Below are 26,952 nucleotides of genomic sequence, written 5' to 3'. Positions count from 1 at the left end.
TCGGGCGTCAAGCAAAGAAGGCTGTAAATCCCAAGAAACCTCTGCCCGCGGCGGCAGCGAGCTCGCGCCCCTCACCCTGACCCTCTCCCCGCAGGGGAGAGGGGCGATTTTTCCCCACCGGCCCCCCTTGGCGGCCTCCAAGCCCCAGCGCACGCCCCGTTCCCAGTTACTCTCCGCCCGGCACCCTTCCGCCGTGGAGGGCTAGCAGCCCAGAAGGCGGGCGATGAGCATGCGCTGGACCTCCGAAGTCCCCTCTCCGATCTCGTTGATCTTCACGTCCCGCCAGTAGCGAGCGACCGGGTAGTCCTCCATGAAGCCGTACCCGCCATGTATCTGCACCGCCTGGTCGGCCGCCCGCTTGGACGTCTCCGACGCGTAGAGCTTGCACATCGCGGCCAGCATGCGCGTCTGGTCTGTGCTCTCGGACCCAGCCTGCATGTACGCGGTCGCGGCTCGGTACACCATCGTGCGAGCGAGCTCCGTCTCCATCGCCATGTCCGCGAGCTTGAACTGGACCGCCTGGTGCTTGGAGATCGGCTTGCCGAACGTTCGCCGCTCCTTCGCATATGCGAGCGAGGCGTCGAGGCACGCCTGCGCGAGGCCCACCGACAGCGCCGCGATGGCGATGCGGCCGCCCATCAGCGTGTGGAGGAACTGCCGGTAACCACCGCCTCGCGCGCCCAGCAGGTTCTCGCCCGGCACGGTGCAGTCCTCGAAGCTGAGGGGATGAGTGTCGGACGAGTGCCACCCAAGCTTGCGATACGGCTCGCGGACGTGGTAGCCGGGGGCTCCGGTCGGAATCATGATGGCGCTGATCTCGGGGCGACCTCCGCTGCCCTTGCCCGTGAGCGCCGTCACCGTCACCCCGGCGGAGATGTCGGTCCCGCAGTTGGTGATGAACTGCTTGGCGCCGTTGATCACCCATTGGTCATCGCGAAGTTCCGCTCGCGTCCCGGTGGCGCCCGCATCGGAACCCGCCTCCGGTTCGGTCAGCCCGAAAGCCCAGAGCGTGCGCCCCGCGAGCAGGTCTGGCAACCACCGCTCCTTCTGCTCCTTGGTCCCGAACGCGTGGATCGGCGAGGCGCCGAGGCAGACCGCCGCCTCGAGCGTGATGCCGACGCCGGTGTCGGCGCGTGATATCTCTTCGATCGCCAGGCAGAGCGAGAGGAAGTCGCCGCCGGCGCCGCCAAACTCCAGGGGGAACGGCAGGCCGAACAGGCCGAGGTCGCCCATCTGGCGCACGATGTCGTAGCCGAATTTGTGTTCGCGGTCGAGCTCTTCGGCCGCGGGCGCGACCACCTCACGGGCGAAGTCCCTGCATGTGTCGCGAATCGCCCGCTGCTCAGTGGTCAGTTCGAAATCCATCGCCGCAATCGTTGCACGAGCGGGCCTGTCGACGGATGGCATCCGGCCCCGTGGCCGGCACGACCCAGGCGCAAGACGCGTACGCCGAGGCGCCTGACCAGAACCGGCGGATCACATCCGTCCGGGCTCAGCCGGCAAAGACTAATTGCCGAGGACGAAGACCTTGAGCGCCCAGCTCAGCGTGACCGCGCTCACGACCCCGAGCGGCAGCAGCCGCCGTTGCGTGCGCGTGAGACGCGGCACCCACGTTCGCCCGCTCAACGCGCCCGCCGCGAGCCCGGCGACGCCGGCGACCGTCCCCGCGAAAAGCGCGGGACCGAGCGGGTAGAGCCTCACGGCGTCCGAGATGTCGCCCTGCCACATGTACGCGAACGACCGTGTGCCGCCGCAGAAGGGACAGGGATGCCCGGTGAGGTAGTAGAACGGACACGGCGGGACGGTCAGGTGAGCCGCCTGCAGGACCCAGAAGACTCGCGTGTAGACGAGCCACAGCACCAGTCCACCCAGCAGCGAGAGGTCGCGCGCGCGGTCGCCAGGCCGCGCCCTGGCGAGGGAGATCGGCAACGCCATGTGAGGCGAGTCTACCGCCGGCTAGCGCAGAAGTCCGACGAGCTCGTCAGTGGTTTCGGCGACCGCCACGCCGGCCCTGCGAAAAGCCTCCTCTTTGCTCTTGGCCGTGCCTCGATTGCCGGAGATGATCGCGCCCGCATGGCCCATGCGCTTGCCCTCGGGCGCCGTCCGCCCCGAGATGAAGGCCACGGTCTTGAGCCGGCTGCCGCGAGCCAGCAGCTCCGCGGCGTGCTCCTCGTCGCTGCCGCCGATCTCGCCGATCACCACCAGGTGGGTGGTCGCGGGATCTTGCTCAAACAGCTCGACCACGTCGCGGAAGGTCAGCCCCAGAACCGGGTCCCCGCCGATGCCGACGATGGTCGACTGGCCGAGTCCGGCCGCGGAAAGCGCCGATGCGACCTCGTAGGTCAGCGTGCCGCTGCGCGACACGAGCCCGACCGGGCCGGATCTGGTGATGCGCTGCGGGATGATGCCGATCTTCGCGGCGCCAGGGGTGATGAGGCCTGGGCAGTTGGGGCCGATGAGCCGCGCGGCCGGATAGCCTCGAAGGTAGTCCTTGACCTTGATCATTTCCTGGATCGGGATGCCCTCGGTGATGCACACGATGAGCGTCACTCCGGCGGACGCGGCCTCCATGATCGCGTCGGCGGCAAAAGGCGGCGGGACGAAGATGCCCGACGCCGTGGCGCCCGTCGCCTCGACGGCGTCGGCCACGGTGTTGAAGACGGGCACGCCGAGGTGAGTCGTCCCCCCCTTGCCCGGGCTCGTGCCGCCGACCAGCCGGGTGTGCATCGCCTGCATCTGCTCGGCATGGAACGTGCCTTCGCGGCCGGTGATGCCCTGGACGATCACCTTGGTGGAGGAGTCGAGAAGGATGCTCATGCGCTGACCCTGGTCAGCTCGACGATCTTCTGGGCCGCCTCCCAGGCGCTGGCGCCCGGCTCGATGCCGTTCTGCTTCAGGATCTGCCGCCCTTCCTCCTCGCGCGTCCCGCTCATCCGGACGACCAGGGGCAGCTTCATCTTCAGGTTGTCGCGAGCGGCGACCAGGCCCTTGGCCACCTCGTCGCCACGGGTGATGCCTCCGAACACGTTCATCAGCACGCCCCTGACACGCGGGTTCATGAGGATCACGGCCAGCGCGTTCTCCACCACCTCAGCCTTCGCCCCGCCGCCGATGTCGCAGAAGTTGGCCGCGCGCCCACCGGCTCGCTGCACCAGGTCGAGCGTGCCCATGCACAGGCCCGCGCCGTTGCCGATGATGCCGATCTCGCCGTCCAGCGAGACGTACGTCAGGGCACGCTTCTTGGCCTCGACCTCGTACCGGTCGCCCTCGAGCAACGCGCCGTATCGCGCCTCGAGGTCTCGATGCCGCCAGGACGCGTTCTCGTCCGTTTCCAGCTTGGCGTCCCCGGCGATCACCTCTCCCTTCTTCGTGACGACCAGGGGATTGATCTCCGCGGTCACGGCGTCGAGCTCGGGGATCGCGCGGTACAGCTTCTTGATGAGCGAGGTCAGCGGCCGCGCCAGCTCCCCGAGACCGGCCTCGAAGACGAGCCGGGTGAGTTCGAAGTCGAGCGGGCCGCGCCAGGGGTTGGGGTAGAGACGCGCGATCGACTCCGGCGCTTCCTCGGCCACCTGCTCGATGTCCATGCCGCCTTTGGCGGACAGCATCAGGATGTTGGCGCGGGCGTCCCGGTCGACGGTGAAGCCGAGGTACACCTCGCGCTCGATCTCCAGGGCCGCTTCGCAATAGACCAGCGGCACCTTGAAGCCCTTGATGTCCATGCCGATGATCTGAGCCGCCGCCTGCCGCGCTTCGCCGGGCGACTTGGCGAGCTTGATGCCGCCGGCCTTGCCACGCCCGCCGACCGGGACCTGGGCCTTGACGGCCACGGGGCCGAGCTCTGAGCAGGCGGCCGCCGCCTCGTCGGGCGTGTGCGCGACTCTCCCGGGAGGGATCGGGATGCCAAGCGAGGCCAGGACCTCTTTGGCTTGATACTCGAGGAGCTTCAAATCAGGCCGCGGCGCTCATGCGGAAGCGGTCGTCTGAGGTCCGGCGTCCTCGTAGGTCCTGTCGCGGCACCGCATAAGTCTAAGAAGCTACGGCATGCGGCTGCGCGGCAGGCGGGCGGGGCGCCCCCTCACAACGGCATGTTGCCGTGCCAGTTGGGGCTGCGCCGGCGCTCTTTGCGCAGCGCGATCCTCAGCGCGCGGATCAGCTCGCCGCGCGTGCGGCCCGGCTCGATGACGTCGTCGATGTACCCGCGCTCCGCCGCGATGTAGGGGTTGGCGAAACGTTCGGTGTACTCGCTCACCAGCTCGCGCCTGCGCGTCTTGGGGTCGGCCGCGGCCGCCAGCTCCCGATGGAAAACGATGTTCACCGCGCCCTCAGGCCCCATCACCGCGATCTCCGCCGTGGGCCAGGCGACGTTGAAATCAGCGCGGATGTGCTTGGAGCACATGACGCAGTACGCGCCGCCGTACGCCTTGCGCGTGATCACCGTCAGCTTGGGCACCGTGGCCTCGCTGAAGGCATACAAGAGCTTGGCGCCGTGGCGGATGATGCCGCCGTACTCCTGCGCGGTTCCCGGAAGAAATCCCGGCACGTCGACGAACGTGACGAGCGGGATGTTGAACGCGTCGCAGAAACGGACGAACCGCGCCGCCTTGACCGAGGCGTTGATGTCGAGCGCTCCCGCCATCACCTTGGGCTGATTGGCCACGACCCCGATCGGATGCCCGTCCAGGTGCGCAAACCCGACGACGATGTTCATGGCGTAGAACGGCTGCACCTCGAAGAAGTCGCCGCCGTCGACGACCATGCCGACGACGTTTTTGATGTCGTACGGCTCCTTCGGGTTGTCGGGGATCACAGTGGCGAGGCCCGGGGCCGCCCGTTCCGGGTCGTCGGTCGGCTGGAGGGTCGGTGGCTGCTGCTCGCAGCTCTGCGGGATGTACCTGAACAGCCGCCGCACCTGGGCGAAGCAGTCGTCCTCGGTTTCGGCCAGGAAGTGGGCGACGCCCGATTTGACGTTGTGGACCTCTGCCCCGCCGAGCGAGTCGAACGTCACCTCCTCGCCCGTGGTGACGCGGATGACCTCCGGACCGGTGATGAACATGTATCCGACCTCGTGGACCATGAACGTGAAGTCGGTGATCGCGGGCGAGTACACGGCGCCCCCGGTGCACGGGCCCAGGATCAGGCTCAGCTGCGGGATCACGCCGCTCGACTCGACGTTCCGCCAGAAGATCTCGGCATACCCGGCGAGCGAGACCACACCCTCCTGGATCCGAGCGCCCCCCGAGTCGTTGATCCCGATGATCGGGATCCGGTTGCGCATCGCCAGGTCCATCACCTTGATGACCTTCTCGGCGAACACCTCGCCGAGGGAGCCGCCGAACACCGAAGCGTCGTGGCTGAAGAGCATCACGTCACGGCCGTCGATCCTGGCCAGGCCCGTGACGACCCCATCGCCGGGGACGCGCTTGCTCTCGAGACCGAAGCCGCGAGCGCGATGCGTCGCGAACAGGTCGATCTCCTCGAAGGAGTTGCGATCGACCAGGCGCGCGATGCGCTCGCGCGCGGTGAGCTTGCCCTTGGCATGCTGGCGCCTGAACGCCTCCGCATCGCCGTGCCCGGCCTCGTACTGGCGCTGGCGCAGGTCGTTGAGCGGATCGACCTTGCGACCACGCGGCGTCGTCAACTGCGCTCCCTGGACACCCGGCGCGGCATCACTTCCTCCTTGCGGGCGCCGCCGGTCAGGCAGCCTCGCTGGGCCGGTACTCGCCGAACACGCCACGCAGCACGGCGCAGCACTCGCCGATCGTGACGTAGTCGGCCAGCGCGGCTTTGATCGGAGGCATCAGGTTGTCGGCCCCGCGGGCGGCACGCTCGAGGTCGGCAAGGCGGCGGTCGACCGCGGCCTGCGAGCGCTTGGCTCGCAAGCGCTTGAGGGCGCGAGCCTGGGCGACCTGATGACGCGGGCTGATCTTCATGATCTCGACCGCTGCTGAATCCGAGCTGGCGTAGCGGTTGACGCCGACCACCACCCGCTCGCCTGACTCGATCCGTCGCTGCAGCCTGTAGGCGCTGTCGGCGATGCGACGCTGCGTCCAGCCGCTCTCGATGCAGGCCACGGCTCCCCCGAGCTCGTCGACCTCGGCCATGATCGCGAGCGCCTCCTCCTCGACCCGGTCGGTGAGGTTCTCGACGTAATACGAGCCGCCCAGCGGATCCGCGACCAGCGGCACGGCGGTTTCATAACCGATCACCTGCTGCGTCCGCAGCGCCAGCTCCGCGGCGCTCTGCGACGGCAGGCCGAGCGCTTCGTCGTACCCGTTGGTGTGCAGCGATTGCGTGCCGCCGAGCACCGCGCTCATCGCCTCGAGAGCCGTCCGGACGACGTTGTTCAGCGGCTGCTGCGCGGTCAGCGTGACGCCCCCCGTCTGCGTGTGGAAGCGAAGCGCCTGCGCGCGCTCGTCGGCGGCGTGAAAGCGCTCGCGCATGATTCGCGCCCACATGCGGCGGGCGGCGCGAAACTTGGCCACCTCCTCGAAGAAGTCCATGTGCGCGGCGAAGAAGAACGAGAGGTGAGGCGCGAAGTCGTCGACCGCAAGGCCCGCGGCCTGTGCCGCCTCGACGTAGGCCGCGGCATGGCTGAGGGTGAGCGCGATCTCCTCCGCGGCGGTCGAGCCGGCCTCCCGGATGTGATACCCGGAGATCGAGATCGTGTTCCAGCTGGGCAGGTTGCGGCCGCAATAGGCGAACAGGTCGGTCACCAGCCGCATCGACGGCTGGGGCGGAAAGATGTACGTGCCGCGCGCGGCGTACTCCTTGAGGATGTCGTTCTGCACGGTGCCGGTGATCTTCTCCGGCGGGCATCCCTGCTTCTCCGCCACCAGCTGATAGAGCAGCAGGAGCATCGAGGCGGTGGCGTTGATGGTCATCGAGGTCGAGACCTTGTCGAGCGGTATGCCCTTGAGGAGGATCTCCATGTCCTCCAGCGAGTCGATCGCCACCCCCACCTTGCCGACCTCGCCATCGGCCATGGGATGGTCTGAGTCGTAGCCGATCTGGGTGGGCAGATCGAACGCCACCGAGAGCCCCGTCTGGCCCTGCTGCAAGAGAAACCGGTAGCGCTCGTTCGACTCGGCGGCAGTGCCGAAGCCGGCGTACTGGCGCATCGTCCAGAGCCGGCCGCGGTACATGTTCTTGTGGATGCCGCGCGTGAACGGAAAGGCCCCGGGCAGCGATTCTTCAGACCGCCGATCCTCGACCGAGTAGACCGGCTTGAGCGGCAGGCCGCTGTCGTTTCTAAGGAGGGGATCCCCGCTGTCGCGAATCATGTCTCGACGAGCTCCGTCAGGACCCCGCCCAGGCTCTTGGGATGCACGAACGCGATGCGCGACCCATGCATGCCCACTTGCGGCTCGGCGTCGATCAGCTCCAGGCCGGCGCCGCGGGCCTCCGCCAGCGCTCGCTCGATGTCCGCGACGCCGTAAGCGACGTGGTGCAGGCCGGGACCGCGCCTGGCCATGAACTTGCCCACGGGCGAATCCTCGCGCAGCGCCGCCATCAGCTCGACCTCACCGTCACCGACGCGCAGGAACGCCGCCTCCAGGCCCTCTTTCTCATTCGTTGCGCGATGCACGAGCTCGGCTCCAAACGCGCCGCGATAGAGCTGAATCGCCGCGTCGAGGTCGGCCACCGCCACGCCCACGTGGTGGATGCGGTTCAGCACGGACATATTGTCGGCCCAGCGTCCTTCTCGAAGCCGCGGCGGAAAATCGCGGGCTGGGCCGCCGCCGCCTTTACCCTTCGTCCGGCCATTCGACCGCGACTCGCGTCGTGCACTCGGTCATCTCCTGGGAGGCCTTGGTGTAGCGCACGATGGTCGGCAGATCGCCCTTCAGCTTGAGCTTGCCTTGGAGCATGCCCCGGGTCGCGTCCAATTGCTTGGTCGCGACCTGCTTCCAGCGCGAGTACGGAGCGGTGATCACGAAATCGCACCTCTGCGCGTCGCCGGCCGATCCGACCTTGATGTCGCGTGCCTCACCGTCGAAGAGGTCCATGACCACGCCGAGCGCCTCCGGGAACCGCTTGTCCGGCTCGGCTTCGACGACCAGGCCGACGGTCCACTTCCAGCCCTTCGCGGCGGCTCGGTAGACGCTGGACCTGTTGATCTCGTCCTTGAACTCTTCGGCCCACTCAGCCGAGAACGCCTTGACCGCCATGCTCTCCTCCCCGCTCATCAATCATCCGGCCTGTATCACGTCGCCCACCGCCACCCGTCCCGGCCGCACGACCCGGCAGTACACGCCCATTCGCGTCTCACGTGTCTGCGCCAGCACCCGAAGGAGCTCGGGAGACGCCGTGGCCGTGTCCGGATCTCGAGTGATGACGACGCACCGCTCGCATCGGCTCACCGCTTCCAGCTCGGCATCGCCGGCCCGGATACGGCGACCCAGCCAGCCCACCTCCTCTTCGGACTCCAGCCCACCCACGTAAAGGTTGGCGCGGAAGCGGCGGTGGTCGACGGCCACGCCGGCGTCGCGGCCGAACGCCGCCACCGTGGCCAGGTTCACGACCAGCACCGGCGAGTCGTCGAAGTTCCCGCCGTCATCGTGGCGCAAGGTCAGGGGTCGCTCCGCGTCCCGCGCGAGGCCGGCGACCAGGCTGTCGTCGAGCGTGTGGATCTCGCCCGCGGGGCCGACGATCTCAGCGGTGTGGTCCACGAGCCGGGCCCGGAAGGTCATGAGCCGCTCGTGCTGGCGGATCGTGAGCGGCTTGCCGGCTCGGTTCGGCGCTCCGTCGACCAGCGCCCAGCGGCGATCGCCCTCGAGTCCGTTCTCGGTGACCAGGCACGAATCCAGGCGTTCACCCGCCATGGATTTGACCGGGTAGCGCCAGACCTCGACGACAGAAGCCATCAACGCCAAAGCCTAGCTGCCCGCGGCGCCGAGCCGCGGCCGAGTGCGCGGCGCCGGCGCCGCCCGACCGGGAGCCTTCAGGTTCCGAGCGTGAAGCGGATCGTGTTCAGACCGATGGCGATCAGGTCGCCGTCGGAGAGCTGCTTTTCGATCACGGGCTCGCCGTTGACCGACGTCCCGTTCGTGCTGCCCAGGTCGCTGAGCCAGAAGGCCCCTGAGCGGACCTCGATCCTCCCGTGATGACCCGAGGTCGCGGGGTCCCCGACGACGACGTCGTTGTCGGGGGCGCGGCCGACACTGACCATCTGGTTGGCGAGCGTCACGATCCGCCCGGCAAACGGCCCTGACTCGAACGTGAGCCGCGCGCCGGATCCGGTGCCGGCGGTGATCGCCTCAGGCGGCACGGCTTGCATTGAGACGGTGGCCTTCGATGAGCCGGGTGGCTGCCAGGCCGGAATGATCGAGGTCGCCTCCTCGAAGGTCTGCGGCGAGGCCGGCTGCGTCCCGTTGCCCGGCCGCCCATGGACGGCGCCGCCCGGCCACGCGATGGCGGTCTGGGACACCGGATCCGACACCGCCGCCGGAGAGGACGGCGGCGGTTCGGCCGCGGCGGCGGCTTGCGGCCCCTCGAAGATGGCGACCGAAGGTTCGGTCGCACTCGCGGCCGGCTCGGTCGCCGCCGCTTGGGGCCCCGCGGCGGCGGATTCGCCGTCCGGCGCCATGGCGACCGGGTCCGGCATGCTCGCCGCCGGCTCAGGCTCGGGGGCTGAAGGCTCGATCTCGACCGCGGAATCCGGGAACACGGGAAGCCCTTCGGCTGGCGGTGAAGGTTCGGGCTCGGGCGCGGATTCGGATTCGGGCTCGGGGGTGATCTCGGACTCAGCCGGGCTGAGGGTGCCGATCGACACCGTCGCGGTCCCCAGCTCGCGATCGGCCGTAACCGGAACCGGCAGCACCTGCGTCGCCGCCTCGAGCGTCCGATCGGTCGCGGCGGTGCCCAGGAATCGCTCGTACCAGCCGGCGATTCGCCGCAGGCGCTCGACCCGGCGATCGGGCCGACCGCTTCGCGACAGATCGTGCGACTCCTCCGGAAAACGCACCAGCTCAACCGTCTTGCCCAGCAGCCGCATGGCTCCAAAGAGCTCTTCGGACTGCGATATGGCGCAGCGCAGGTCCATCTCGCCGGCGGTCAGCAGCAGCGGCGTCCGGATGTTCTGCACGTATCGGATGGGGGAGCGCCGCCACAGCTCGTCCAGGTCGGGCCACGGCGGCGGCCCGAGCTCGAGAGTGCCCCAGACGACGATGTCGTGCTGCGCGTACTCGCTCACGAGGTTGGAGATCGAGCGCATCGAGACCGCGGCCGAGAAACGATCCGTCTGGCCGATGACCCAGTTCGTCATGTAGCCGCCGTAGGACCCGCCGCCGATGCCCATCCGGTCCGAGTCGACATAGCCGGTCCGCTCGATCAGTTGATCGAGCGCGCTCATCAGGTCGGCATAGTCCTTGCCGCCCCAGTCGCGAACGACCTCCCGGCGGAAGTCCTCGCCATAACCGTCCGAACCGCGGGGGTTGATGAAGAGCACGAGGTAACCCATGCCGGCCAGGATCTGGAGCTCGTGGAAGAAGGTCCATCCGTACTGGCCGTGCGGTCCGCCGTGAACCTCCATCACCAGCGGATGCAGCCGGTGGGCATCGAAACCATCCGGCTTCAACAGCCAGCCCTCGATCAGCCAGCCGTCCGGGGCCGTGAACTGGTGGTGCTCCGGCTGCGCCACGTAGCGATCGCGAAGCCAGGGGTTGAGGTCCGTCAGGCGCGCCTCGGCCCCCTGGGTGAGCATGTGCAAGTCGCCGGGGTTGGAGACGTCAGACGCGCAGAACGCCACGACTCCTGAAGCGACGTCGAAATCAAAAATCCGCCGCTGGCCGCCGGCCTCCTGCCGGACGTTGCCCTCGAGGTCCGCCGAGTAGATCCCGGTCACGCCCGGACCGCTGGCCAGGAAATGGACTCGATCACCCTCCGCGGACCAGCTGAGCCGCGAGCCATGACCGGCGCGCATGTCGTTGATGACGCTGTCCTGCACCGCCTGGTCGAACCCGGCGGTCAGGCAGCGCGGCCCGCCACCGGTCAGCGGCACGACCCACAGGCGCTCGAGCAGCCCGGCCTCGAGGCCGTTGGGCGCGATGAACGCGATGAGGTCGCCTCGAGGCGACCACGCCGGCGCGCTCAGGTAGAAGCCTCCGCCAAGCCGCTGGCGGTTGCCCTCGAGGTCGACCAGATACAGGTTGAGCTCCCGCTTCAGGTCGGCGCCCGGCTCGTCGTTGCCGGTGGCGACCAGCTTGGTGCTGTCCGGCGACCAGTCGAAGCCGGTCACGTCCCATGCTCCGCCGGTCAGCTGCGTGACGTTCGCGCCGTCGGCGGACACGACAAAAAGGTGTTGGTGCCGGCCGTCCACGTATCCCGTGCCGTCGTGCTTGTAGTCGAGCCGGCGGGCCACTCGCGCCACCGGCGCGCGGCGCGCCTGCTCCCTGCTCTCCGGCGGTCGCGGATCGTCGACCACCGCCTCGGGATCGCCGGCCATGCTGCCGATGAACGCGATGCGGCTGCCGTCGGGAGACCACAGCGGATCGGCGGCGCCGTCCGGTATCGAGCTCAGCTGGCGCGGCTCGCCGCCCGCGGCGACCGGCAGAACGAACAGCTGGTCCGCCGCGCCAACCCTGCTGATGAAGGCCAGCCGCCGGCCGTCAGGCGACCATTCGGGCGAGTGGTCGCGTCTGGGACCCGCCGTGGGGTCCACCGGCTCGGGGTCGAGCAGACGGCGGACGACGACCCGGCTTCGGTTCTGACGCGAGTCGGCGTCCGCCCATCTCAGCTGATAGGCGACGCGCTCGCCGTCCCGGCTCAGGCGGACATGGTCGATCCAGCGAAAGCGGTAAAGATCCTCGGCGCCAATGGGGGCGGGCATGGCGTCCCCCGATTTAACCAGTATTGCCGCCATCCTTGCCGGCCGGCTCGGAGCCGGGCCCGTATCCTTGCCCGGTAGAGCAGTCGTGATGGTCCGGGTGAATTACCGCCGCACCGCGCTTCGAGGATTCGGCTGGGGAGCGATCGCCGGGCTGGCCCTGGTCGCGCTGATGTATCTCGCCAACCCGCTGCTCGGCTTGCGCCCGCTGCCTCAGCTCCTCAATCAACCGCTCCTTGAGCTCATGCCCGGCTTCGTCTTCGGGTTCCTGATCGATACGCTCCAGCACGCCGGCAAGGTGGTCGAGGAGTTCGGCCTGATCGCCGCGATGGTCGCCGGGCTCGGCGGCCTGGGAGCGGCGTGGGCGCTGGCCGGTCTGCGCTGGCATACCCAGTACCTGGGGCTAGCCTTTGCGGCGGGCGGGTGGGCGTTGGTCACCGCGGTGCTGCTGCCGCTGTCGGGCGCGGGCTTCCTCGGGCTGGCCGACGGGCCGGCCACGCCCTTGATCTGGGCGGCGCTGTTCGCCGTCTACAGCGTGGTACTGCAGCTGGGCGGCGGGCCCTCAGGCACGTCCACCGGCCTGGACGCCGGGCGCAGAAGGTTGCTCAGCGTCCTGCCCGTCACCCTCGGCGCCGTCAGTCTGGGAGCGCTGGCGCTGCGGTTGCTGCCGGATTGGTACCGGGCGATCTTCAAGGCGCCCGAAGCCGGCCTGACGGGGGCGTCGCCCGAAATCACGCCGATCGAGAACTTCTACGTCGTCTCGAAGAACTTCAGCGACCCCACCGTCGACGAGCGGGGCTGGAGCCTCAACCTGGGCGGCCTGGTCGACCGTCCGATGCGGCTTTCCCTGAGCGAGATTCGCGCGCTGCCCTCCGTCAGCGAGTACGTGACCATGGAGTGCATCAGCAACAACGTGGGCGGAAACCTGATGAGCACTGGCAGCTTCACCGGCGTGCCGCTTCGAGACCTGCTGGCGATGGCGGGCCCCCAGTCCGCGGGCACCTGGGCCGCGTTCAAAGCTCGCGACGGTTACACCGAAAGCCTGCCCATGAGCCTGATCCGGGGCGCGCCCGAGATCCTGGTCGCCCACGGCCTCGATGGCGGACCGCTGCCCGCGGCCCACGGCTTTCCCGCCCGCCTGCTGATCCCGGGCCACTACGGCATGAAAGGGCCGAAGTGGCTGGACGGCATCGAGCTGGTCGGCCGTGAAAGCGGGGGCTACTGGGAGCAGCAGGGCTGGGATCACAACGCGCTGATCAAGACCACGGCGCGGTTCGACGTCCCTCGCGACGGCGACGTCGTCAGGCTGGGCGCGGTCTCACTCGCCGGCGTGGCGTTCGCCGGCACGCGCGGGATCAGCCAGGTGGAGTTCAGCACCGACGGCGGCGGCACGTGGAGCCCCGCGCGGTTTGGCGCCCCGCTGTCAGCCCTCACCTGGGTGCTCTGGACGGCGGACTGGGCGCCCGGATCCGAAGGCGCCTACCAGCTGATGGTCCGGGCGACCGACGGGATGGGCCTGGAGCAGGACGAACGCACCGCGGCGAGCTATCCCAGCGGCGCCAGCGGGTACCACGCGATCCGCGTCGACGTGGCCCGGAGCTGAGTCAGAAGCTCGCGGAGCCATCCGGAATTTCAGCCGGCGGTCCGCAGCACACCGATCGCGAACATGTAGCCGTTGGAGTCCTCCAGCCGGCACTCCCTCCAGCCGTGGGGAAAGGTCTGGGCCGGGATGTTGACCGTGAAGCCCCGTTCCCTCGCCCTCGCCTCGACCTGATCCGGGTCGAGGCCGAGAATGCGAATCTCGGCTCCGGTGCCGCGCTTGCCCTCGACCTTCAACCGGGCCTCCTCCAGGGGGCTGTGGTCGAGCGTGTGATCGGCGTGAAGCATGATCCGCACGCCCGGCCCGCCCTCGAGCGCGGCGAAGTCGGGATCGCTGTACAGGGACCTGAGCCCGAGCACCTCGGTGTAGAACGGAAGGCTCGCGGGGATGTCCCGCACGATCAGGTTGAGGGTGAGGCCGGTCAGCTGCTTGGCGTATTCCGCCGCCGGCATCCAGGGGTCGCCGGTCCGCTTGCGGGTCATCGCGCCTCGCCTACTTCATGGTCCACAGGGCTTTGACGGTGTCCCAGCCCATCCTGAACATGCCCTCCCGGCGGACCATCTTCAGGATGTTCGACTGCTTCTTCCATTTCGAGACGCCGTCCACCCGGAAGAACTCATCCAGGGCGCGATCGGCGACCTGCGGGTACCTGGTCAGCAGCCGCGGGTTGTGCTCGAGCAGCGGGACGGCGCCGTCGTACTTGCGCATGTCGGCCATGATCCAGGAGTTGTCGAGCCTGCCCTTGTACTCGGCCAGCCGGCGTTCCGAGAAGTCGCCCACCTCCTTGGCGTGGATCACCGTCTCGCCGGCCAGCCGGCCCGATTCCATCGCCAGGTTCGAGCCCTCGCGGTGGACCGGGTTCGAAAGCATCGCGGCATCCCCGCAGACCAGGTATCCCGGGCCGTAGACCTTCGGGATGCCGCGATGGCCGCCTTCCGGGATGAGGTGGGCCAGGTATTCCACCGTCTCGGCGCCGCGAAGGTAGGGCTTCACCGCCGGATGGTTCTTGAAGTGCTCCATGAGATCGTTGGGGCTGCGCAGGGTGGAGTTGAACTCGCTCAGCAGCGCGCCCCCGCCCACCGAGAGCGTGTCCCTGTTCGTGTAGATGAACATGAACCCGGACATGCCCATCGTCGAATCGCCGAAGCACTCGATGGTGCAGCCCTCGCCGGGCTCGCAGTTGAAGCGCTCCTCGATTCGCCCCGCGTCGAGCTGCATGATCTCCTTGACCGCCATCGCCACCTCGTTGGCGCGCAGCTTCCGGCGCAGCGGTTCGCCGCCGACGACGGTCTTCTCCAGCAGGCTCGCGCCGAGCCCGATGCCCTCGCAAACCACCACGACGTCCGCGTACAGGTCGTCGCCGCGCCCGGTCCCGACGCCGACCACGCGGCCGCCGCGGACGATCAGGCGGTCGACCACGGTTTCGGGCACGACCATCGCCCCCGCCTTCTCGGCCTGCTCCGCGAACCAGGCGTCGAAGCGGGCGCGCAGGACGGAAAAGGAATGCGGGCGCTCCCGGTTGCGCAGGTTCTTGTAGTCGATCCCGATGGCGGCGTCGGGCGTCATCATCCAGCGCCGCTCCTCGATGATCGGGCGCTCGAGCGGCGCCTTTTTCCATTCCTCACCTACGATCTCTTCGAGGAAGTGGTTGTAGAGGATGCCACCCATGACGTTCTTGGACCCGGGCTTGACTCCCCGCTCGAGCAGCGCGACCTGCAGCCCGGCCTTGGCCATGGTGATCGCGGCCGCCGAGCCGGCCGGTCCCGCGCCGACGACCACCGCGTCGAATTTATCCTCGTCAGCCATTGACGCCAATTGAAGCTCATTGGGCTGACAGGTGGCGTCGGATCCGGCAAGTCCACGGTGGCCGCCATGCTGCGAAGCCTTGGCGCCGAGGTGATCGACGCGGATGAGGCAAGCCACGCCGCCTACGAGCCCGGCAGCCCCGGATTTGAAGCCGTCGTGCGCGAGTTCGGCTCCGGCTACGTGCGCGACGGACGCATCGACCGCGCCCGGCTGGGCGAGCTCGTCTTCAAAGACGCCGACGCCCGCGACCGGCTGAACGCCATCGTGCACCCGCGGGTCCGGGAGTGGATGGCCGCCCGGACCGCCGAAGCCGCTGAGCGCGGCGCCGGGGTCGTGGTGCAGGACGTCCCGCTGCTGTTCGAGAACGGGCTCGAGCGCCTGTACTCCTCAGTCGTGCTCGTCTACGTGCCGGAAAGCATTCAACTTCGACGCCTGGTCGAGGGCCGGGGTCTCGGCGAAGAGCGGGCGCGCGCCATGATCGGCGCCCAGATGCCGATCGAGGAAAAGCGCCGGCGGGCCCAACACGTCATCGACAACCGCGGGAGCCGGGAGGCGACACGCAAACAGGTGCGGAAGATCTGGCAGGGCCTGACCGCCGGCCGGCGCCCTACGTGATCCCCTGGCGCTTGAGCTCCTCGAGGCGAGGTCCGTCGACCCCGACCTCGCTGAGGATCTCGGCGGAGTGCTCGCCCAGCCCCGGCGGGTCCCGGCGCCGCCAGTCCGCCCGCACCTGAACCGCGGGCCGCACCTCGACGCCTGATTCGCGTTTCGCGATCAGCCCGCGGGCAGCGATCTGCGGATGCGAAGCCACCTCGTCGAGCTCGAGCACGGGTTCGCAGCAGGCGTCCACCTCGGCCAGACGGTCCTCCCACTCAGCGCGCGTGCGCGACGCGAAGACCTCCTCCAGCGCCCGGTGAGCGAGCTCCCCGCCCTCACCTTCGGCGAACTGGAGGTCGATCAGGTCGGGCCGGCCGAGCGCATCGCAGAGCACCCTCCAGAACTTGGGCTCGAGAGCGCCGACGCTGTAGAAGCCTCCGTCCTTGCAGGCATAGACGCGATAGCACGGATGACGGCCGGCCAGCCGCTGGTCGCCGCGGCCGACCTCCTCCCCTCCTCTCCTCGCGGCGAGCGCGAGCGCCATCCAGCTGACGGCGCCGTCGGTCATGGAGACGTCGAGCCGCCGGCCCTCACCCCCGCGCTGGACGCCGACCAGGGCGCCGAGGATGGCGACCGCCGGCTGGAGGCCGCCGCCCCCGACGTCCGCAACCTGCACCGCCAGGGGCACCGGCGGTCGCGCTCGCTCGCCGTTGAGGCCGAGCGCTCCCGCCGTCGCCATGTAATTGATGTCGTGGCCCGCGCGTGCGGCAAACGGACCGTCCTGTCCGTACCCCGTGATCGAGCACATGACGAGGCGTGGATTCCGAGCGTGGATCACGGCCCAGCCGAGCCCGATGCGGTCCAGGACGCCGGGCCGGTTGCCTTCGACCAGCACGTCCGCGCCCTCGACCAGGAGGAGGAGCAGTTCACGGCCGGCATCGGTCTTGAGGTCCAGGGTGAGGCTGCGTTTGTTGCGATTGACGGCGTTGAAAAGTGCGCTCCGGCCGTCGACTAGTGGCGGCATCCAGCGCAGGTGGTCCCCGGCCCCCGGCTCTTCGACCTTGACGACGTCGGCACCCATGTCGGCCAGGAGCATCGTGCAGAAAGGTCCGGGCAGCAGCCGCGTGAGGTCCAGGACGCGGATTCCCGTCAGCGGCATGGTCAATTCTGTGGTCAATGCTCCCCGAGCGCAGACATTTGCGGTCTGCCGTGCGTTAATAGGGCATGAAGGGACCCCGTCCAGTGCGATCCAGCAACCCTCATCTCAGCGAGATGTCGATCACGGTCCCCGCACCGTTTGCGGGGATCTCCGACCTCGGCTTCACCGCCCAGTACCGGGCGCAGCCCTTCAACGAGGCGCTCCGCGACGTGCCGCTGCTCATCGAAGGGCCCAGGCCGCCGATGCGCCGGCTCGCGGAGCTGCTCCAGTTGCTGAGCGAGGCCGACGCCGCCGCATACGCTTGGAGCGGCCCGGTCATGCTCAGCGACGAGGTCGTCGTGCTCGCCTTTCGCGACCGCAGCATCACCGGGCGAACCCTGTCGGACGGCGCGCGGACGGCCGATTACATCCTCAACCTGGTGCGGCCGGTGGTCTTCACGTTCCTTCGCGACTGTGCGATCATCGCCCACCTCCGCCTGTCGGAGATGATCGAGATGCGCGTCGCCGCGGAGCGGAAATCGATCGCGGACATCACACTGCCGCTCGAGGACATCGTGCAGCCGAACGGCGAGCAGCTGCTGTGGAAGCTGGCCGGTTAAGGAGTCGGGGAGGGTTTCGGCGAGATCGGCACCGGGCTGGCCGTTGCCGCGCCGCTGGCCCTGGCGCTGCTCACGGTGGTGATCGTGGGCACCGCGATCGGCCCGGGACCCTGGTTGGCGAAGAACAGAGCGATCGGGACGACGAGGATGCCGACGACGACCGTCAGCACAAAGGTCACCGCACCCCACTCCTGCCGCACGAAAGCCCAGTTCACGAGCGCTGAATTGTAGGGCTTAGCCGGCGACGGGCGCGATCAGTAGTCGTCGTCGCCAGAGCCCGCGAGGCCTTCCTCTTCCTTCTTCTTGCGCTGGTTCAGGAGCCGGATGAAGTCCTGCGCCCGGGCGAGCGCCTTCCACCGCTCCGGGAAGAAATCCTGGACCAGTATCTGCTTGTCCGGCATCTGGTAGACGGTGACGCACCACTTGTTGAGGGTGCGCGAAACCTCGACCTCGAAGTCCTTCTCCGCGGTCTCATACCGAACAACTTTCTCGTCGTCGAACCTTCTTCTTCCTGAAATAGCCATAGGTAAATCACTTGGGTTGGGATGCGGCTCATTGAGCGTCTACCGATTATAGACCGGCGTCACGCCCGTTCCGACCGCCCTTGTCAGCCGTTCAGGAGCTCGCGCAGGAGGGGCGCCAGCTCCTCCCTGAGACCGTCACGCTTCATGGCCAGTGTCAGGTTGGCGCGCAGATACCCGGGCACGGTGCCGGTGTCGTAGTAGTCGCCCTCGAATTCGAGCGCCACCACCGGGTGCGAGCCGATGGTCCGCTTGATGGCGTCGGTGAGCTGGATCTCCTGGCCCGCACCCGGCTCGGCACGATCGAGCTCGGCGAAGACCGCCGGGGTCAGCACGTAGCGGCCGATGATGGCGAGGTCGGACGGCTCGGTTCCAGGCTCGGGCTTCTCGACCATGTCGATCACGTCGTGGAGCCGGCCCCGGCTGCCGTTGGTCACGGCGACCCCGTAGCGTCCGACCTGGCTGCGGGGGAAGCGGCGCACCGCGATGACCGTGGCGCCGGTCTTGCGATGCGCGTCCAGCAGCTGTTTCAAGCAGGGCTCGCCCTCGCCGAGGATCACGTCGTCGGCGAGCAGCACGGCGCACGGCTCGGCCTCGACCAGCCGGCGCGCGGTCCACACGGCGTGGCCCAGGCCCAGCGGCTCCTTCTGCTGGATGTACGTGATGTCGACCTGGTCGCTCAGCTCGTCGACCTCGCTGAGGATCCGCAGCAGGTCAGCCTTACCTCGCAGGCTCAGGTAGTGCTCCAACTCGAGGGACCGGTCGAAATGGTCGACGATGGCGCGCTTGCCCCCGCCGGTGACCATGATGACCTGCTCGATGCCGCTGGCGATGGCCTCCTCGACGCCGTACTGGATCGTCGGCTTGTCGACCAGCGGCAGCATCTCTTTCGGCTGGGCCTTGGTGACGGGCAAAAACCGTGTCCCCAGTCCCGCCGCCGGGAAGATCGCCTTGCGCACCGGGGGCATCGTCATCGCGGACAATTTATCGCGTGGCGCCGGTGGAGGATATTCGACCCGGTCTGAAAGGGCGGGCGGAGCGAGTCGTCGAAGGCGACCTGCTCACCACGCACGTCGGCGGCAAGGGCACGTTCTCGACGCCCGCGATGATCGGCCTCATGGAGATCACCAGCCACCGATCGTTGGCGGGATTGCTGCCCGAGGACCAGACCACGGTCGGCTATGAGGTCCACGTGCGTCACCTGGCGCCGGCAGCCCCAGGCAGTACAGTCGTCGTGACCACCACCCTCACCGAGGTCAAGGGCAACAAGCTCTACTTCGAGGTCGAATGCCGCCAGGGCGACAAGCTGCTCGGGTCGGGCACCCACAAGCGAGCCATCGTCCCGGCGAACTTCTAGGCCGGCTTGGGCTTGCGGCGCTTCTCCGCCAGATGCTGGGCCAGCTTCTTCAGGCCGGGATTCACGGCGACCACCTTGGGACCGCGAACCTTCTTGTCGCGGGCCTTGACACGGGCGCTCTCCTGCGGCGCCACCCGCTCCAGGTCGTCGCTCACGGCGTGATGGTAGTTCCGCCATCCGCCGATATGATCTGGCTCCCATGAGGCAGCTGGAGTCCGAGACCGGCGGCGTCACCGCCAAAGAGGTCGAGCAAGCCGCCAAGGCCCTGCGCGCCCACCTCCCTCCCACCCCACTCCAGTACTCCAGGGCGTTCACCGACAAGGCGCGGTGTCACGTCTACCTCAAGGCCGAATCCGTTCAACCGATCCGCACCTTCAAGGTGCGAGGAGCGCTCAACCGGGTCATGCGCCTATCCGCGGAGCAGCGTGCCGCGGGGGTGATCACGGCGTCGGCGGGCAACCACGGCCTGGGGGTCGCGTACGCCGCCGCGGCCTTCAAGATCCCGGCCACCGTCTTCGTCCCGGAGACCGCGAACCCGCTCAAGGTCGAGGCGATCAAGCGCTTTGGGGCGCGCGTCATCCCGGCGGGCCGGAACTACAACGGCGCCTACCTGGAGGCGCTGGCGGCGCAGGCAGACAGTGGTGCGACCTTTGTCCACGCCTACGACGACCCGGACGTGATCGCCGGCCAGGGCACCATCGCGGTCGAGTTGCTGCGGGACCTCGAGGAGTTCGACACGGTGCTGGTCCCCGTCGGTGGCGGCGGGCTCATCGGCGGCATCGCCCTCTACCTCAAGGCCAGGCAACCCCGCGTGCGCATCGTCGGTGTCGAGCCAGTGGGAGCGGACGGCATGCGTCGCTCGCTGGCGTCGGGGTACGCGGTCACATTGGAGCGGGTGAGCACGATCGCCGACGGGCTGGCCGCGTCAGCGCCGGGCAAGCTGACCTTCGAGCTCGCCCAGCGGTATGTCGACGAGGTCGTGCTGGTCCAGGACTCGGAGATGCTGCGTGCGATCCGACTCCTGTTCGAATGGGAGCACCTGCTGGCCGAGCCGGCGGGCGCCGCCGCCCTTGCGGCGCTCCTCTACCACCACCGCCCCAGCCCGAACGAGAGGGTGGTCGTCATCCTCTCGGGAGCCAATGTCACCGACGAAGTGATGCTGCGAGCGCTCAGATCGCGTTGACGGGATGTACGCTGAACGCCTTTCCGATCAGCTTTTTGGGAGTACACGCATGAAGGCCTATGTCCTGATCAACGCCTCACCCGGACGTGCGCTTGAGGTCGCCAAGAGGATGGAGGGCGTCCATGGCATCACGGCGGCGGACGCTATCACCGGCGAATACGACGTCATCGCCGTCTGTGAGGCCCCGGACGTCAACTCGATCGGCTCGCTGATCGTGGACAAGATCCAGAAGATCGACGGCGTGTTCAAGACGGTGACCTGCCTGGCGGTGAAGTAGGCTCCACCGCCGTCGCGGCGGCCACCTCAGGCAGGGACGCGAGCCAGGAAGCCATCGTGGGCATCTCCTGCTCGAAGCTGCCCACCGATGGAGACCAGGTGAGCTCGCGCCGCGAGTGCGAGTCGTCGTACTGGTGGGGCTTGCCGATCACGTCGACGGCATAGATCCCGGGCCAGACGAGAGCTCCGGCGGCGCTCACCGTCTCCGCCGCGAGCGCCCTTAGGTAGACCAGGTCGTAAGGCAGCGACCCGATGTCCGCGCCGATGCCGGCGGCGCGGGCCGCCGACTCCAAGAGGTCGCGCCACGTCGAGTCGAAGCCACCCACCAGGTAGCGCTGGCCCGGCCGTCCCCGATCGGCCGCGGCCAGGCAGGCGCGGCCGACGTCCGCGGCGGACACGAACGTCTGCGCCGCCCGGCCGCCGCCCGGCAGCCAGAGGCGGCCTCTGGCGAGCGAACCCATCAATCGCGGCAGGATCCAGTCCTCGCCGTCGCCGAACACCCGCCCCGGGCGGAGGACGACGACCTCGACGTCCTGCGCCGCGTCGAGCAGCCACTGCTCCTCGTGCAGCTTCAGGCGCTCGTACGCGTGAGCCGGGCGCAGGCTTGCCTTCTCGTTGATGCGCGCGAAGTGGTCGGGACCGTAGACGTCGGCCGTGGAAACATGCACGAGCCGCCGCACCCGCGCCCGGCGGGCCGCCGCCAGCACGCGTTGCAGGACGGGCGGGGCCGCCTTGCGGTAGCGCAGGCGGCGGGCCGGCGACCATGACTGGGCGCAGTTGACGACCACCTCCACCGCGCTGCTCGCATCCGCCATCGTCTCGTCGTCGGCATCCGCGCTCAGCTCGATGACGGGGACCTGGCCGGCCAGCGTCCGGGAGACGTGATCGCCCAAGAACTCCCCGGCGCCGATGACGAGGTGCAAAGCCGCCCGATTCTATGGTGCCTGCTGACCGCGACGCCGGCGGAGGCTGGCGGCAAGCGCCCGTTGCACGTTGTCGACGAGCCGGGCCACACGCCGGCCGAGCGCCCACCAGGCGGGGGGATCGGGCTGAATCGGCGGGCCGATCGTCACGTCGATCCGGCTGAACGGCCGCAGGACGTCGGTGCCGCGGACGGCGACAGGGCAGACGGGGACGCCGGCCTGCAGGGCGAAGTGGCCGATCCCCGCCTTCAGCGGACGCAGAGCCCGGCCGCGTGAATAGCGGCCCTCGGGGAACATCAGCACGACTCCACCGCGGTCCAGCAGCTGGTAGACGGTGCGGAGGCCGGCTTCGTCCAGCTCGCCGCGGTGGGGCGAGATCGGGAACACGCCGATCAGGGGCAGCAGCCGTCGCTTCCAGGCGCGGTTGAAAACGGTCTCGCGCTTGGCCATCGTGTAGATCACCGGTGCGTCGGGAAAGAACGGGATGATGAACGCCGGGTCAAACCACGCCTGGTGGTTGGCGCCGATGATGAACGGCGGCGCCGGGATGTTCTCCAGGCCGCTGACCGTGACTCGAAAGAGCCTGAGGACGATCCACCTCAAGAGGCGACGCACCACCCGATAAAGGCGGGGCGGGGCGAGCGGGGCCGGGTGGACGAGCGGATCGATCGGGGCGCCAACCAGCGCCCGGTATTCCGGTCCGGTGTAGGTCCTGTGGCCGCTACGCGTCGAGGAAGGCGTGGAGGACGCGGTTGAACTCCTCTGGGCGTTCGGCCTGGGGCGTGTGGCCGGCGCCTTCGATGACGGCGAGACGGGAGTGCGCGATCAGCGAGTGGGCGCGTGCCGCGTGTGCGGTGGGAAAGAGCGGATCGTCCGCACCCCAGATCAGCTGCACCGGCGCCTTGATCTCGCTCAGCCGGCCCGTCAGGTCGTAGCGCGCTCCGAGCAGCGCGCCGGGCGTCACCAGCGAGCGCACGGTGGCGAGGTAGGCGTCGTGGTAGCCCTCGGCGGCATACAGCTCGCGCAGGTCCCGCAGGTACGCATCGTCCATGGTCCTGTCGAGGTCGGAGCTGACACCGGCGTAACGCCCGGCGACGCGCCGGATCATCGCGGACGGAGCCCAATGCAGCGCGCCCCGCGCGATTTTCATCCAAGCCTCGCCCACCGTGGGGATGGTCATCAGCCCGTAGGACACGTGCACCCTGGGACGCCCGAGACCGAGTGCGTTGACCAGCACGAGCTTGCTGACGCGACGCGGATGCTCGAGGGCCAGCTCCAGGGCGATTCTCCCGCCCAGCGAGGCGCCGACGACCGCGGCCGAACGCAGCCCGCGGCCCTCCATGTACCGCACGATGAAACGCGTGAAGTACGGGATGCCGTAGCGCGCCCGCGGCTTCTCACTGCGACCGAAGCCAGGCAGGTCGGGGGCGTAAACCCGATGGCGCGCCGCCGCCGCCGCCAGGTTGAAACGCCACTCGATGTAGCCGGACGAGCCGAGGCCGTGGATGAACAGCAGTGGCGATCCCCGGCCGCCGTAGGTGTGATGCACGCGGATCGACCCCATCTCGAGCATTCCCGAACGCAGCGCCTTGGCCGGCCGCCGGAACGCCGAGCTAATCAATATCGCCCTCCCCCTCGAGGGAGGCGCTCCGGTGAGGCGCGGTCCAATCCTTCGGCAGCCTGCGGGCGGGCGCCGGAAGGCCCGTCACCTCGGCACCCGAGGCAAAGCGCGCGACCTTCGAGCCGCGGATGACGGTCACCGCGCCCGGACCCGCCGCTCGCCACGACCGATCGACCCGGAGGACCGCGCTGCGCTCGTCGATGCCGAGCAGAGTCATGCCCGGCGCGGCAGCCTGCGCCGATTCGACCCATCGGTGACCGAAAGTGTCGAAGTGCGGCAGCACCGCGGTCTTCGGCAGCACCCCGAGGGCGTCTGCCGGCCGGCGGTTGGAACGGTTGGGCCAGCCGGCTCGGACCAGGGTGTGAGCGCACAGCGCCATCGCCCCGGCCGAGGAGCCGGCGAGGGAGGCGCCTTCGAGCCAGGCTTCGAAGACCGCCTTCCAGACGGCCGAGCCTCGCAGCACCTGCGCGACCAGCCCCGGGTCGCCGCCGACCAGGTAGAAGAATCCGCCGGCGCGGGCGCGGGCGGCAAGCGACGCCGAGACCGCGTCGCCGCGCCTCAAAACCGGCAGCTCCTCCAACCGTAGGCCGAACTGGCGGAACCAGCCGATGGCGTGAGTCACGGACCTCTCCGGCTCCTGGCGCGCGGCCGCGGTCGGGATGACGAACGCGGGGCCGGGACCGGCGGCGGCCGCCAGCATGCGGTCCTGCTTCTCGTTGCCGGGATTGAACTCGTCGCCTCCGACGAGGGCGAGCAAACCAGGCACCCCCGTAGCATATGGCCGTGCTCGACGTCTCCAGACCCCCGGTGAGGGTGCGCATCGCGCCCAGCCCCACCGGCTTTGCGCACCTGGGCACGGCGAGCACCGCGCTGTACAACCTCCTGTTCGCGCGCGCGCATGGCGGCACGTTCGTGCTGCGCGTCGACGACACCGACCTGGAGCGCAACCGGCCCGAGTTCGAGCGCGTCATCTACGAGGTGCTGCACTGGCTCGGGCTCGACTGGGACGAAGGCCCGGACACGGGCGGCCCCGACGCGCCCTACCGGCAGTCAGAGCGCCTCGACGTCTACAAGCAGCACGCCGCGCGCCTGCTGGGCGAACGCAAGGCCTATCGGTGCTACTGCACACCGGAGGAGCTGGACGCCGAGCGCAAGAAGGCGCTGGCGGAAAAGCGTCCTTACAGGTACTCCCGCCGCTGCCTGAACGATCCGCCAAAGGGCCGGGCCGAGTTCACGGTTCGCTTCAAGGTGCCCGGCGGCCAGATCAAGTTCACCGACATGATCCGCGGCGACATGAGCTTCGAAGCGGACCTCATCGGCGATTTCATCATCATGAAATCGGACGGCTATCCGACCTATCAGTTCGCCAGCCCGGTGGACGATTCGACCATGAGGATCACCCACGTGATCCGGGGCGAGGAGCACCTGTCCAACACGCCCTACCAGTTGATGGTCATCGACGCCCTCGGTTACACGAGGCCTGTCGCCTACGCGCACATGCCGCTGATCCTGGCGAAGGACGGCAGCAAGATGTCGAAGCGCAAGCATCCCGAGGCGAACCTCTTGCTGTACCGCGAGCAGGGCTACCTGCCCGAAGCGCTGCTCAACTATCTCGCCCTGCTGGGCTGGAACCCGGGGACCCCGCGCGAGATCTTCTCTTTCGACGATCTCGTCCACGATTTCTCCTTCGAGCGCGTGCAGCACGCCGGCGCGCGGTTCGACTGGGAGAAGCTCGACTGGATCAATGGGGAGTACGTCCGGGCGCTCACCGATGAGGAGCTGGCGCGGAGGCTGGCGCCGTTTCTGCCCCGGCTGGACGCGACGACGATCCTGCGCGCCGCGCCCGCGCTGAAGACCCGCCTGCCCAAGCTTCAGGCGGCGGCGGACCTGCTCGAGTACCTGTGGACCGATCCGGACCCGCCGGCGCTCGACCCCGAAGCCGTGGCGCGGATCGGGGAGGCGGCCGGCGTGCTGCAGGACGTGCCCTGGGAGCCGGCGCCCATCCACGATGGCCTGATGGGCGTCGTGGAAAGATCCGGCCTCGGCCCGAACAAGACTTTCATGCCGATCCGCCAGGCGGTGACGGGCAAGAAGATCTCACCGCCGATCGACTACACGCTGGCGCTGCTGCCCAAGGAGGTCGCCCTGTCCCGCCTGCGCAGAGTTGCGGAAGCTCGCATCTGATGCCCCTGACCATCGTCATCGACCTCAATCCGAACATCTTTCGCCTCGGGCCCGTCCTGATCACCTGGCATGGAGTTTTCGCCGTGCTCGGAATCCTGGCCGCGGCCAGGCTCGGGCTCTGGCTCCTTCGCAAGGACGGTGTCGACGTCGCGGGCGGCTCCGACGGGGTCGCGTGGATGGTGGTGCTCGGGCTGATCGGCGCGCGCCTGCTCTACGTGTGGGAGAACTTCAAGCTCTTCACCGGCCAGCTCGGGCGCATCTTCCTCGTCACCGAAGGCGGGATCAGCCAGTGGGGCGGGCTGTTCGGCGCCATGGTCGGCGCCTACGTCTGGGCGCGCGGCGCCCGGTTCTCGTACTGGAAGATCATCGACGCCGGCGGCGCCGGGGCCATGATCGGGCTCGCCATCGGCCGCATCGGCGATGTGATCAACGGTGAGCACCACGGCACGCCGACGACCCTGCCGTGGGGCGTCGACTACGTCAACCCCAACACGCTCGGCCAGCCCGGCCAGGTCGTCCATCCCGAGGTCGCCTACGAGATGATCCTCACGCTGGTGCTGCTCGGCGCCCTGCTCCCTTTCCACCAGCGGCTGAAGGCGCGGCTGCCCGACGGCGTCGTCGGATTGATCTATCTCGCGCTCTACGCGGCCGGTCGATTCGCGCTCAGCTTCATGCGCACCGATCCCTCCATATTCCTCGGGCTTCGACAGGCGCAGCTGGCTTCGGCGTTGATGGTCGGCCTCGCCGTCATCGCGACGCCGATCCTCTTCTGGCGAGCCCGCGCGAGCACGCCCGGCTCCGTCACCGCCGACGCTTAGCCTGTCGTATCCCCGAGTAGGCGAGACGCCGGCTCCGCGATAGCGCGGCCTAGGCCGCCCAGCGCACACCCGGTCCGCGCGCCCGCCGCATCACCACCCGCTCGGGCGGAAGGAAGCGAAACTCGCGCCCGGCCTTGACCACCTGCCAGCCGCCCTCATGGACGAGGCGATGGTGAGCGAAACACAAAAGTACGAGATTGCCCAGGTTGGTCGGACCGTTCTTGCTCCAGGCGACGATGTGGTGCGGCGTCGACCAGTTGACCTGGCGGTCGCAGCCCGGCCAGCGGCAGCCGCGATCCCGGATCCGCAGCGCCCGCCGCGCCGGCGCCGAGACCACCCGCGTCGCCCGGCCGACGTCGACCACCACCGAGCCGGCGAGCAGGACGCGGGAGATGGCGGCGTCGCAGGCCAGGCGCTCCACCGTCCGGGTGGAGATCGGCAGCGAGAGCTCGAGGTCGGCCGCGGGGGCGCCGAGCTCGTT

29 protein-coding genes are annotated in these 26,952 nt (G+C 68.9%); 8 read left to right on the top strand and 21 right to left on the bottom strand.

Going from position 1 to position 26,952, the window contains the following annotated elements; translation table 11 throughout:
• Positions 1 to 201: 201 nt before the first annotated feature.
• The 10 genes from EPN29_05825 to EPN29_05780 form a co-directional block, all read right to left on the bottom strand.
• Entirely contained in the window at positions 202 to 1,365 is a 1,164-nt protein-coding gene (locus tag EPN29_05825; GenBank protein TAN33456.1) for an acyl-CoA dehydrogenase, read from the bottom strand.
• Between the two features lie 141 nt (positions 1,366 to 1,506).
• Positions 1,507 to 1,935 (bottom strand): DUF2752 domain-containing protein, encoded by a 429-nt coding sequence (locus tag EPN29_05820; GenBank protein ID TAN33455.1) that lies wholly within the window; start codon positions 1,933 to 1,935, stop codon positions 1,507 to 1,509.
• 21 nt (positions 1,936 to 1,956) lie between these two features.
• Complete coding sequence (gene sucD / locus EPN29_05815; GenBank protein ID TAN33454.1) at positions 1,957 to 2,817, bottom strand: succinate--CoA ligase subunit alpha; 861 nt, start codon at positions 2,815 to 2,817, stop codon at positions 1,957 to 1,959.
• A complete protein-coding gene (locus EPN29_05810) occupies positions 2,814 to 3,950 on the bottom strand; it encodes an ADP-forming succinate--CoA ligase subunit beta (protein TAN33453.1) in 1,137 nt (378 codons plus the stop codon). The genes sucD and EPN29_05810 overlap by 4 nt, the downstream gene beginning before the upstream one ends.
• 128 nt (positions 3,951 to 4,078) lie before the next feature.
• Entirely contained in the window at positions 4,079 to 5,641 is a 1,563-nt protein-coding gene (locus tag EPN29_05805; protein ID TAN33452.1) for an acyl-CoA carboxylase subunit beta, read from the bottom strand.
• Between the two features lie 55 nt (positions 5,642 to 5,696).
• Entirely contained in the window at positions 5,697 to 7,283 is a 1,587-nt protein-coding gene (locus tag EPN29_05800; protein TAN33451.1) for a methylmalonyl-CoA mutase, read from the bottom strand.
• Positions 7,280 to 7,678 carry a methylmalonyl-CoA epimerase gene (gene mce, locus EPN29_05795; GenBank protein ID TAN33459.1) on the bottom strand — a complete coding sequence of 133 codons (399 nt, stop codon included), beginning with the start codon at positions 7,676 to 7,678 and terminating at the stop codon, positions 7,280 to 7,282. The genes EPN29_05800 and mce overlap by 4 nt, the downstream gene beginning before the upstream one ends.
• Positions 7,679 to 7,748: 70 nt before the next feature.
• The gene (locus EPN29_05790; protein TAN33450.1) at positions 7,749 to 8,189 is read right to left on the bottom strand and encodes a Fis family transcriptional regulator; all 441 of its coding nucleotides are present in this window, start codon (positions 8,187 to 8,189) and stop codon (positions 7,749 to 7,751) included.
• Positions 8,190 to 8,192: 3 nt separating this feature from the next.
• On the bottom strand, positions 8,193 to 8,867 hold the full coding sequence (locus EPN29_05785; GenBank protein ID TAN33449.1) for an MOSC domain-containing protein: 675 nt from the start codon (positions 8,865 to 8,867) through the stop codon (positions 8,193 to 8,195).
• A gap of 77 nt (positions 8,868 to 8,944) precedes the next feature.
• Entirely contained in the window at positions 8,945 to 11,863 is a 2,919-nt protein-coding gene (locus EPN29_05780) for an FHA domain-containing protein (protein TAN33448.1), read from the bottom strand.
• Here EPN29_05780 and EPN29_05775 point away from each other — a divergent pair.
• On the top strand, positions 11,817 to 13,430 hold the full coding sequence (locus tag EPN29_05775) for a molybdopterin-binding oxidoreductase (GenBank protein ID TAN33447.1): 1,614 nt from the start codon (positions 11,817 to 11,819) through the stop codon (positions 13,428 to 13,430). The genes EPN29_05780 and EPN29_05775 overlap by 47 nt on opposite strands.
• Before the next feature lie 29 nt (positions 13,431 to 13,459).
• Here EPN29_05775 and EPN29_05770 read toward each other — a convergent pair whose 3' ends face one another.
• Both EPN29_05770 and EPN29_05765 read right to left on the bottom strand, forming a co-directional pair.
• Positions 13,460 to 13,909 carry a hypothetical protein gene (locus tag EPN29_05770; GenBank protein ID TAN33446.1) on the bottom strand — a complete coding sequence of 150 codons (450 nt, stop codon included), beginning with the start codon at positions 13,907 to 13,909 and terminating at the stop codon, positions 13,460 to 13,462.
• 10 nt (positions 13,910 to 13,919) lie between these two features.
• Positions 13,920 to 15,233, bottom strand: coding sequence for an FAD-dependent oxidoreductase (locus tag EPN29_05765; protein ID TAN33445.1), 1,314 nt, complete (start codon positions 15,231 to 15,233; stop codon positions 13,920 to 13,922).
• Between the two features lie 18 nt (positions 15,234 to 15,251).
• On the opposite strand from EPN29_05765, the gene EPN29_05760 reads away from it, so the two are divergent.
• Positions 15,252 to 15,848, top strand: a complete 597-nt coding sequence (locus tag EPN29_05760) for a dephospho-CoA kinase (protein TAN33458.1) — start codon at positions 15,252 to 15,254, stop codon at positions 15,846 to 15,848.
• Here the strand turns inward: EPN29_05760 and EPN29_05755 are convergent.
• Complete coding sequence (locus tag EPN29_05755; GenBank protein ID TAN33444.1) at positions 15,841 to 16,995, bottom strand: CoA transferase; 1,155 nt, start codon at positions 16,993 to 16,995, stop codon at positions 15,841 to 15,843. The two genes, EPN29_05760 and EPN29_05755, sit on opposite strands and share 8 nt — an antisense overlap.
• Before the next feature lie 107 nt (positions 16,996 to 17,102).
• Between EPN29_05755 and EPN29_05750 the strand changes: the two genes are divergently transcribed.
• Positions 17,103 to 17,588, top strand: coding sequence for a hypothetical protein (locus EPN29_05750; GenBank protein ID TAN33443.1), 486 nt, complete (start codon positions 17,103 to 17,105; stop codon positions 17,586 to 17,588).
• On the opposite strand, the gene EPN29_05745 is transcribed toward EPN29_05750, so the two are convergent.
• The 3 genes from EPN29_05745 to galU form a co-directional block, all read right to left on the bottom strand.
• A complete protein-coding gene (locus EPN29_05745; protein ID TAN33442.1) occupies positions 17,585 to 17,803 on the bottom strand; it encodes a hypothetical protein in 219 nt (72 codons plus the stop codon). The genes EPN29_05750 and EPN29_05745 overlap by 4 nt on opposite strands.
• Positions 17,804 to 17,842: 39 nt before the next feature.
• Complete coding sequence (locus EPN29_05740; GenBank protein TAN33441.1) at positions 17,843 to 18,112, bottom strand: hypothetical protein; 270 nt, start codon at positions 18,110 to 18,112, stop codon at positions 17,843 to 17,845.
• An 83-nt stretch (positions 18,113 to 18,195) separates the two neighbouring features.
• A complete protein-coding gene (gene galU / locus EPN29_05735) occupies positions 18,196 to 19,077 on the bottom strand; it encodes a UTP--glucose-1-phosphate uridylyltransferase GalU (protein ID TAN33457.1) in 882 nt (293 codons plus the stop codon).
• A 23-nt stretch (positions 19,078 to 19,100) separates the two neighbouring features.
• On the opposite strand from galU, the gene EPN29_05730 reads away from it, so the two are divergent.
• The 3 genes from EPN29_05730 to EPN29_05720 all read left to right on the top strand — a co-directional run bounded on the left by EPN29_05730 (position 19,101) and on the right by EPN29_05720 (position 20,926).
• Positions 19,101 to 19,466: a thioesterase gene (locus EPN29_05730; GenBank protein ID TAN33440.1), complete on the top strand. Its 366-nt coding sequence runs from the start codon at positions 19,101 to 19,103 to the stop codon at positions 19,464 to 19,466.
• 199 nt (positions 19,467 to 19,665) lie between these two features.
• The gene (locus EPN29_05725; GenBank protein TAN33439.1) at positions 19,666 to 20,649 is read left to right on the top strand and encodes a threonine/serine dehydratase; all 984 of its coding nucleotides are present in this window, start codon (positions 19,666 to 19,668) and stop codon (positions 20,647 to 20,649) included.
• A 4-nt stretch (positions 20,650 to 20,653) separates the two neighbouring features.
• Positions 20,654 to 20,926, top strand: a complete 273-nt coding sequence (locus EPN29_05720) for an Lrp/AsnC family transcriptional regulator (protein TAN33438.1) — start codon at positions 20,654 to 20,656, stop codon at positions 20,924 to 20,926.
• On the opposite strand, the gene EPN29_05715 is transcribed toward EPN29_05720, so the two are convergent.
• From EPN29_05715 to EPN29_05700, 4 genes are read right to left on the bottom strand one after another with little or no spacing between them, the layout of a single operon-like run.
• The gene (locus EPN29_05715; GenBank protein TAN33437.1) at positions 20,895 to 21,848 is read right to left on the bottom strand and encodes an NAD-dependent epimerase/dehydratase family protein; all 954 of its coding nucleotides are present in this window, start codon (positions 21,846 to 21,848) and stop codon (positions 20,895 to 20,897) included. The two genes, EPN29_05720 and EPN29_05715, sit on opposite strands and share 32 nt — an antisense overlap.
• Before the next feature lie 12 nt (positions 21,849 to 21,860).
• Positions 21,861 to 22,532 carry a 1-acyl-sn-glycerol-3-phosphate acyltransferase gene (locus tag EPN29_05710; protein TAN33436.1) on the bottom strand — a complete coding sequence of 224 codons (672 nt, stop codon included), beginning with the start codon at positions 22,530 to 22,532 and terminating at the stop codon, positions 21,861 to 21,863.
• Positions 22,533 to 22,569: 37 nt separating this feature from the next.
• Positions 22,570 to 23,469, bottom strand: a complete 900-nt coding sequence (locus EPN29_05705; GenBank protein TAN33435.1) for an alpha/beta fold hydrolase — start codon at positions 23,467 to 23,469, stop codon at positions 22,570 to 22,572.
• Complete coding sequence (locus tag EPN29_05700; protein TAN33434.1) at positions 23,462 to 24,235, bottom strand: hypothetical protein; 774 nt, start codon at positions 24,233 to 24,235, stop codon at positions 23,462 to 23,464. The genes EPN29_05705 and EPN29_05700 overlap by 8 nt, the downstream gene beginning before the upstream one ends.
• Before the next feature lie 11 nt (positions 24,236 to 24,246).
• Between EPN29_05700 and EPN29_05695 the strand changes: the two genes are divergently transcribed.
• Together EPN29_05695 and EPN29_05690 are read left to right on the top strand one after the other, a co-directional pair.
• Positions 24,247 to 25,653: a glutamate--tRNA ligase gene (locus tag EPN29_05695; GenBank protein ID TAN33433.1), complete on the top strand. Its 1,407-nt coding sequence runs from the start codon at positions 24,247 to 24,249 to the stop codon at positions 25,651 to 25,653.
• Complete coding sequence (locus EPN29_05690) at positions 25,653 to 26,471, top strand: prolipoprotein diacylglyceryl transferase (GenBank protein ID TAN33432.1); 819 nt, start codon at positions 25,653 to 25,655, stop codon at positions 26,469 to 26,471. Before EPN29_05695 ends, EPN29_05690 begins: the two co-directional genes overlap by 1 nt.
• 49 nt (positions 26,472 to 26,520) lie before the next feature.
• Here the strand turns inward: EPN29_05690 and EPN29_05685 are convergent.
• On the bottom strand, positions 26,521 to 26,952 hold a 432-nt coding region (locus EPN29_05685), incomplete at its 5' end, for an HNH endonuclease (GenBank protein TAN33431.1).

The organism is bacterium, assembly GCA_004299235.1.
Lineage (GTDB): Bacteria > Chloroflexota > Dormibacteria > Dormibacterales > Dormibacteraceae > SCQL01.
This window is presented reverse-complemented; position numbering and strand designations above follow the sequence as displayed.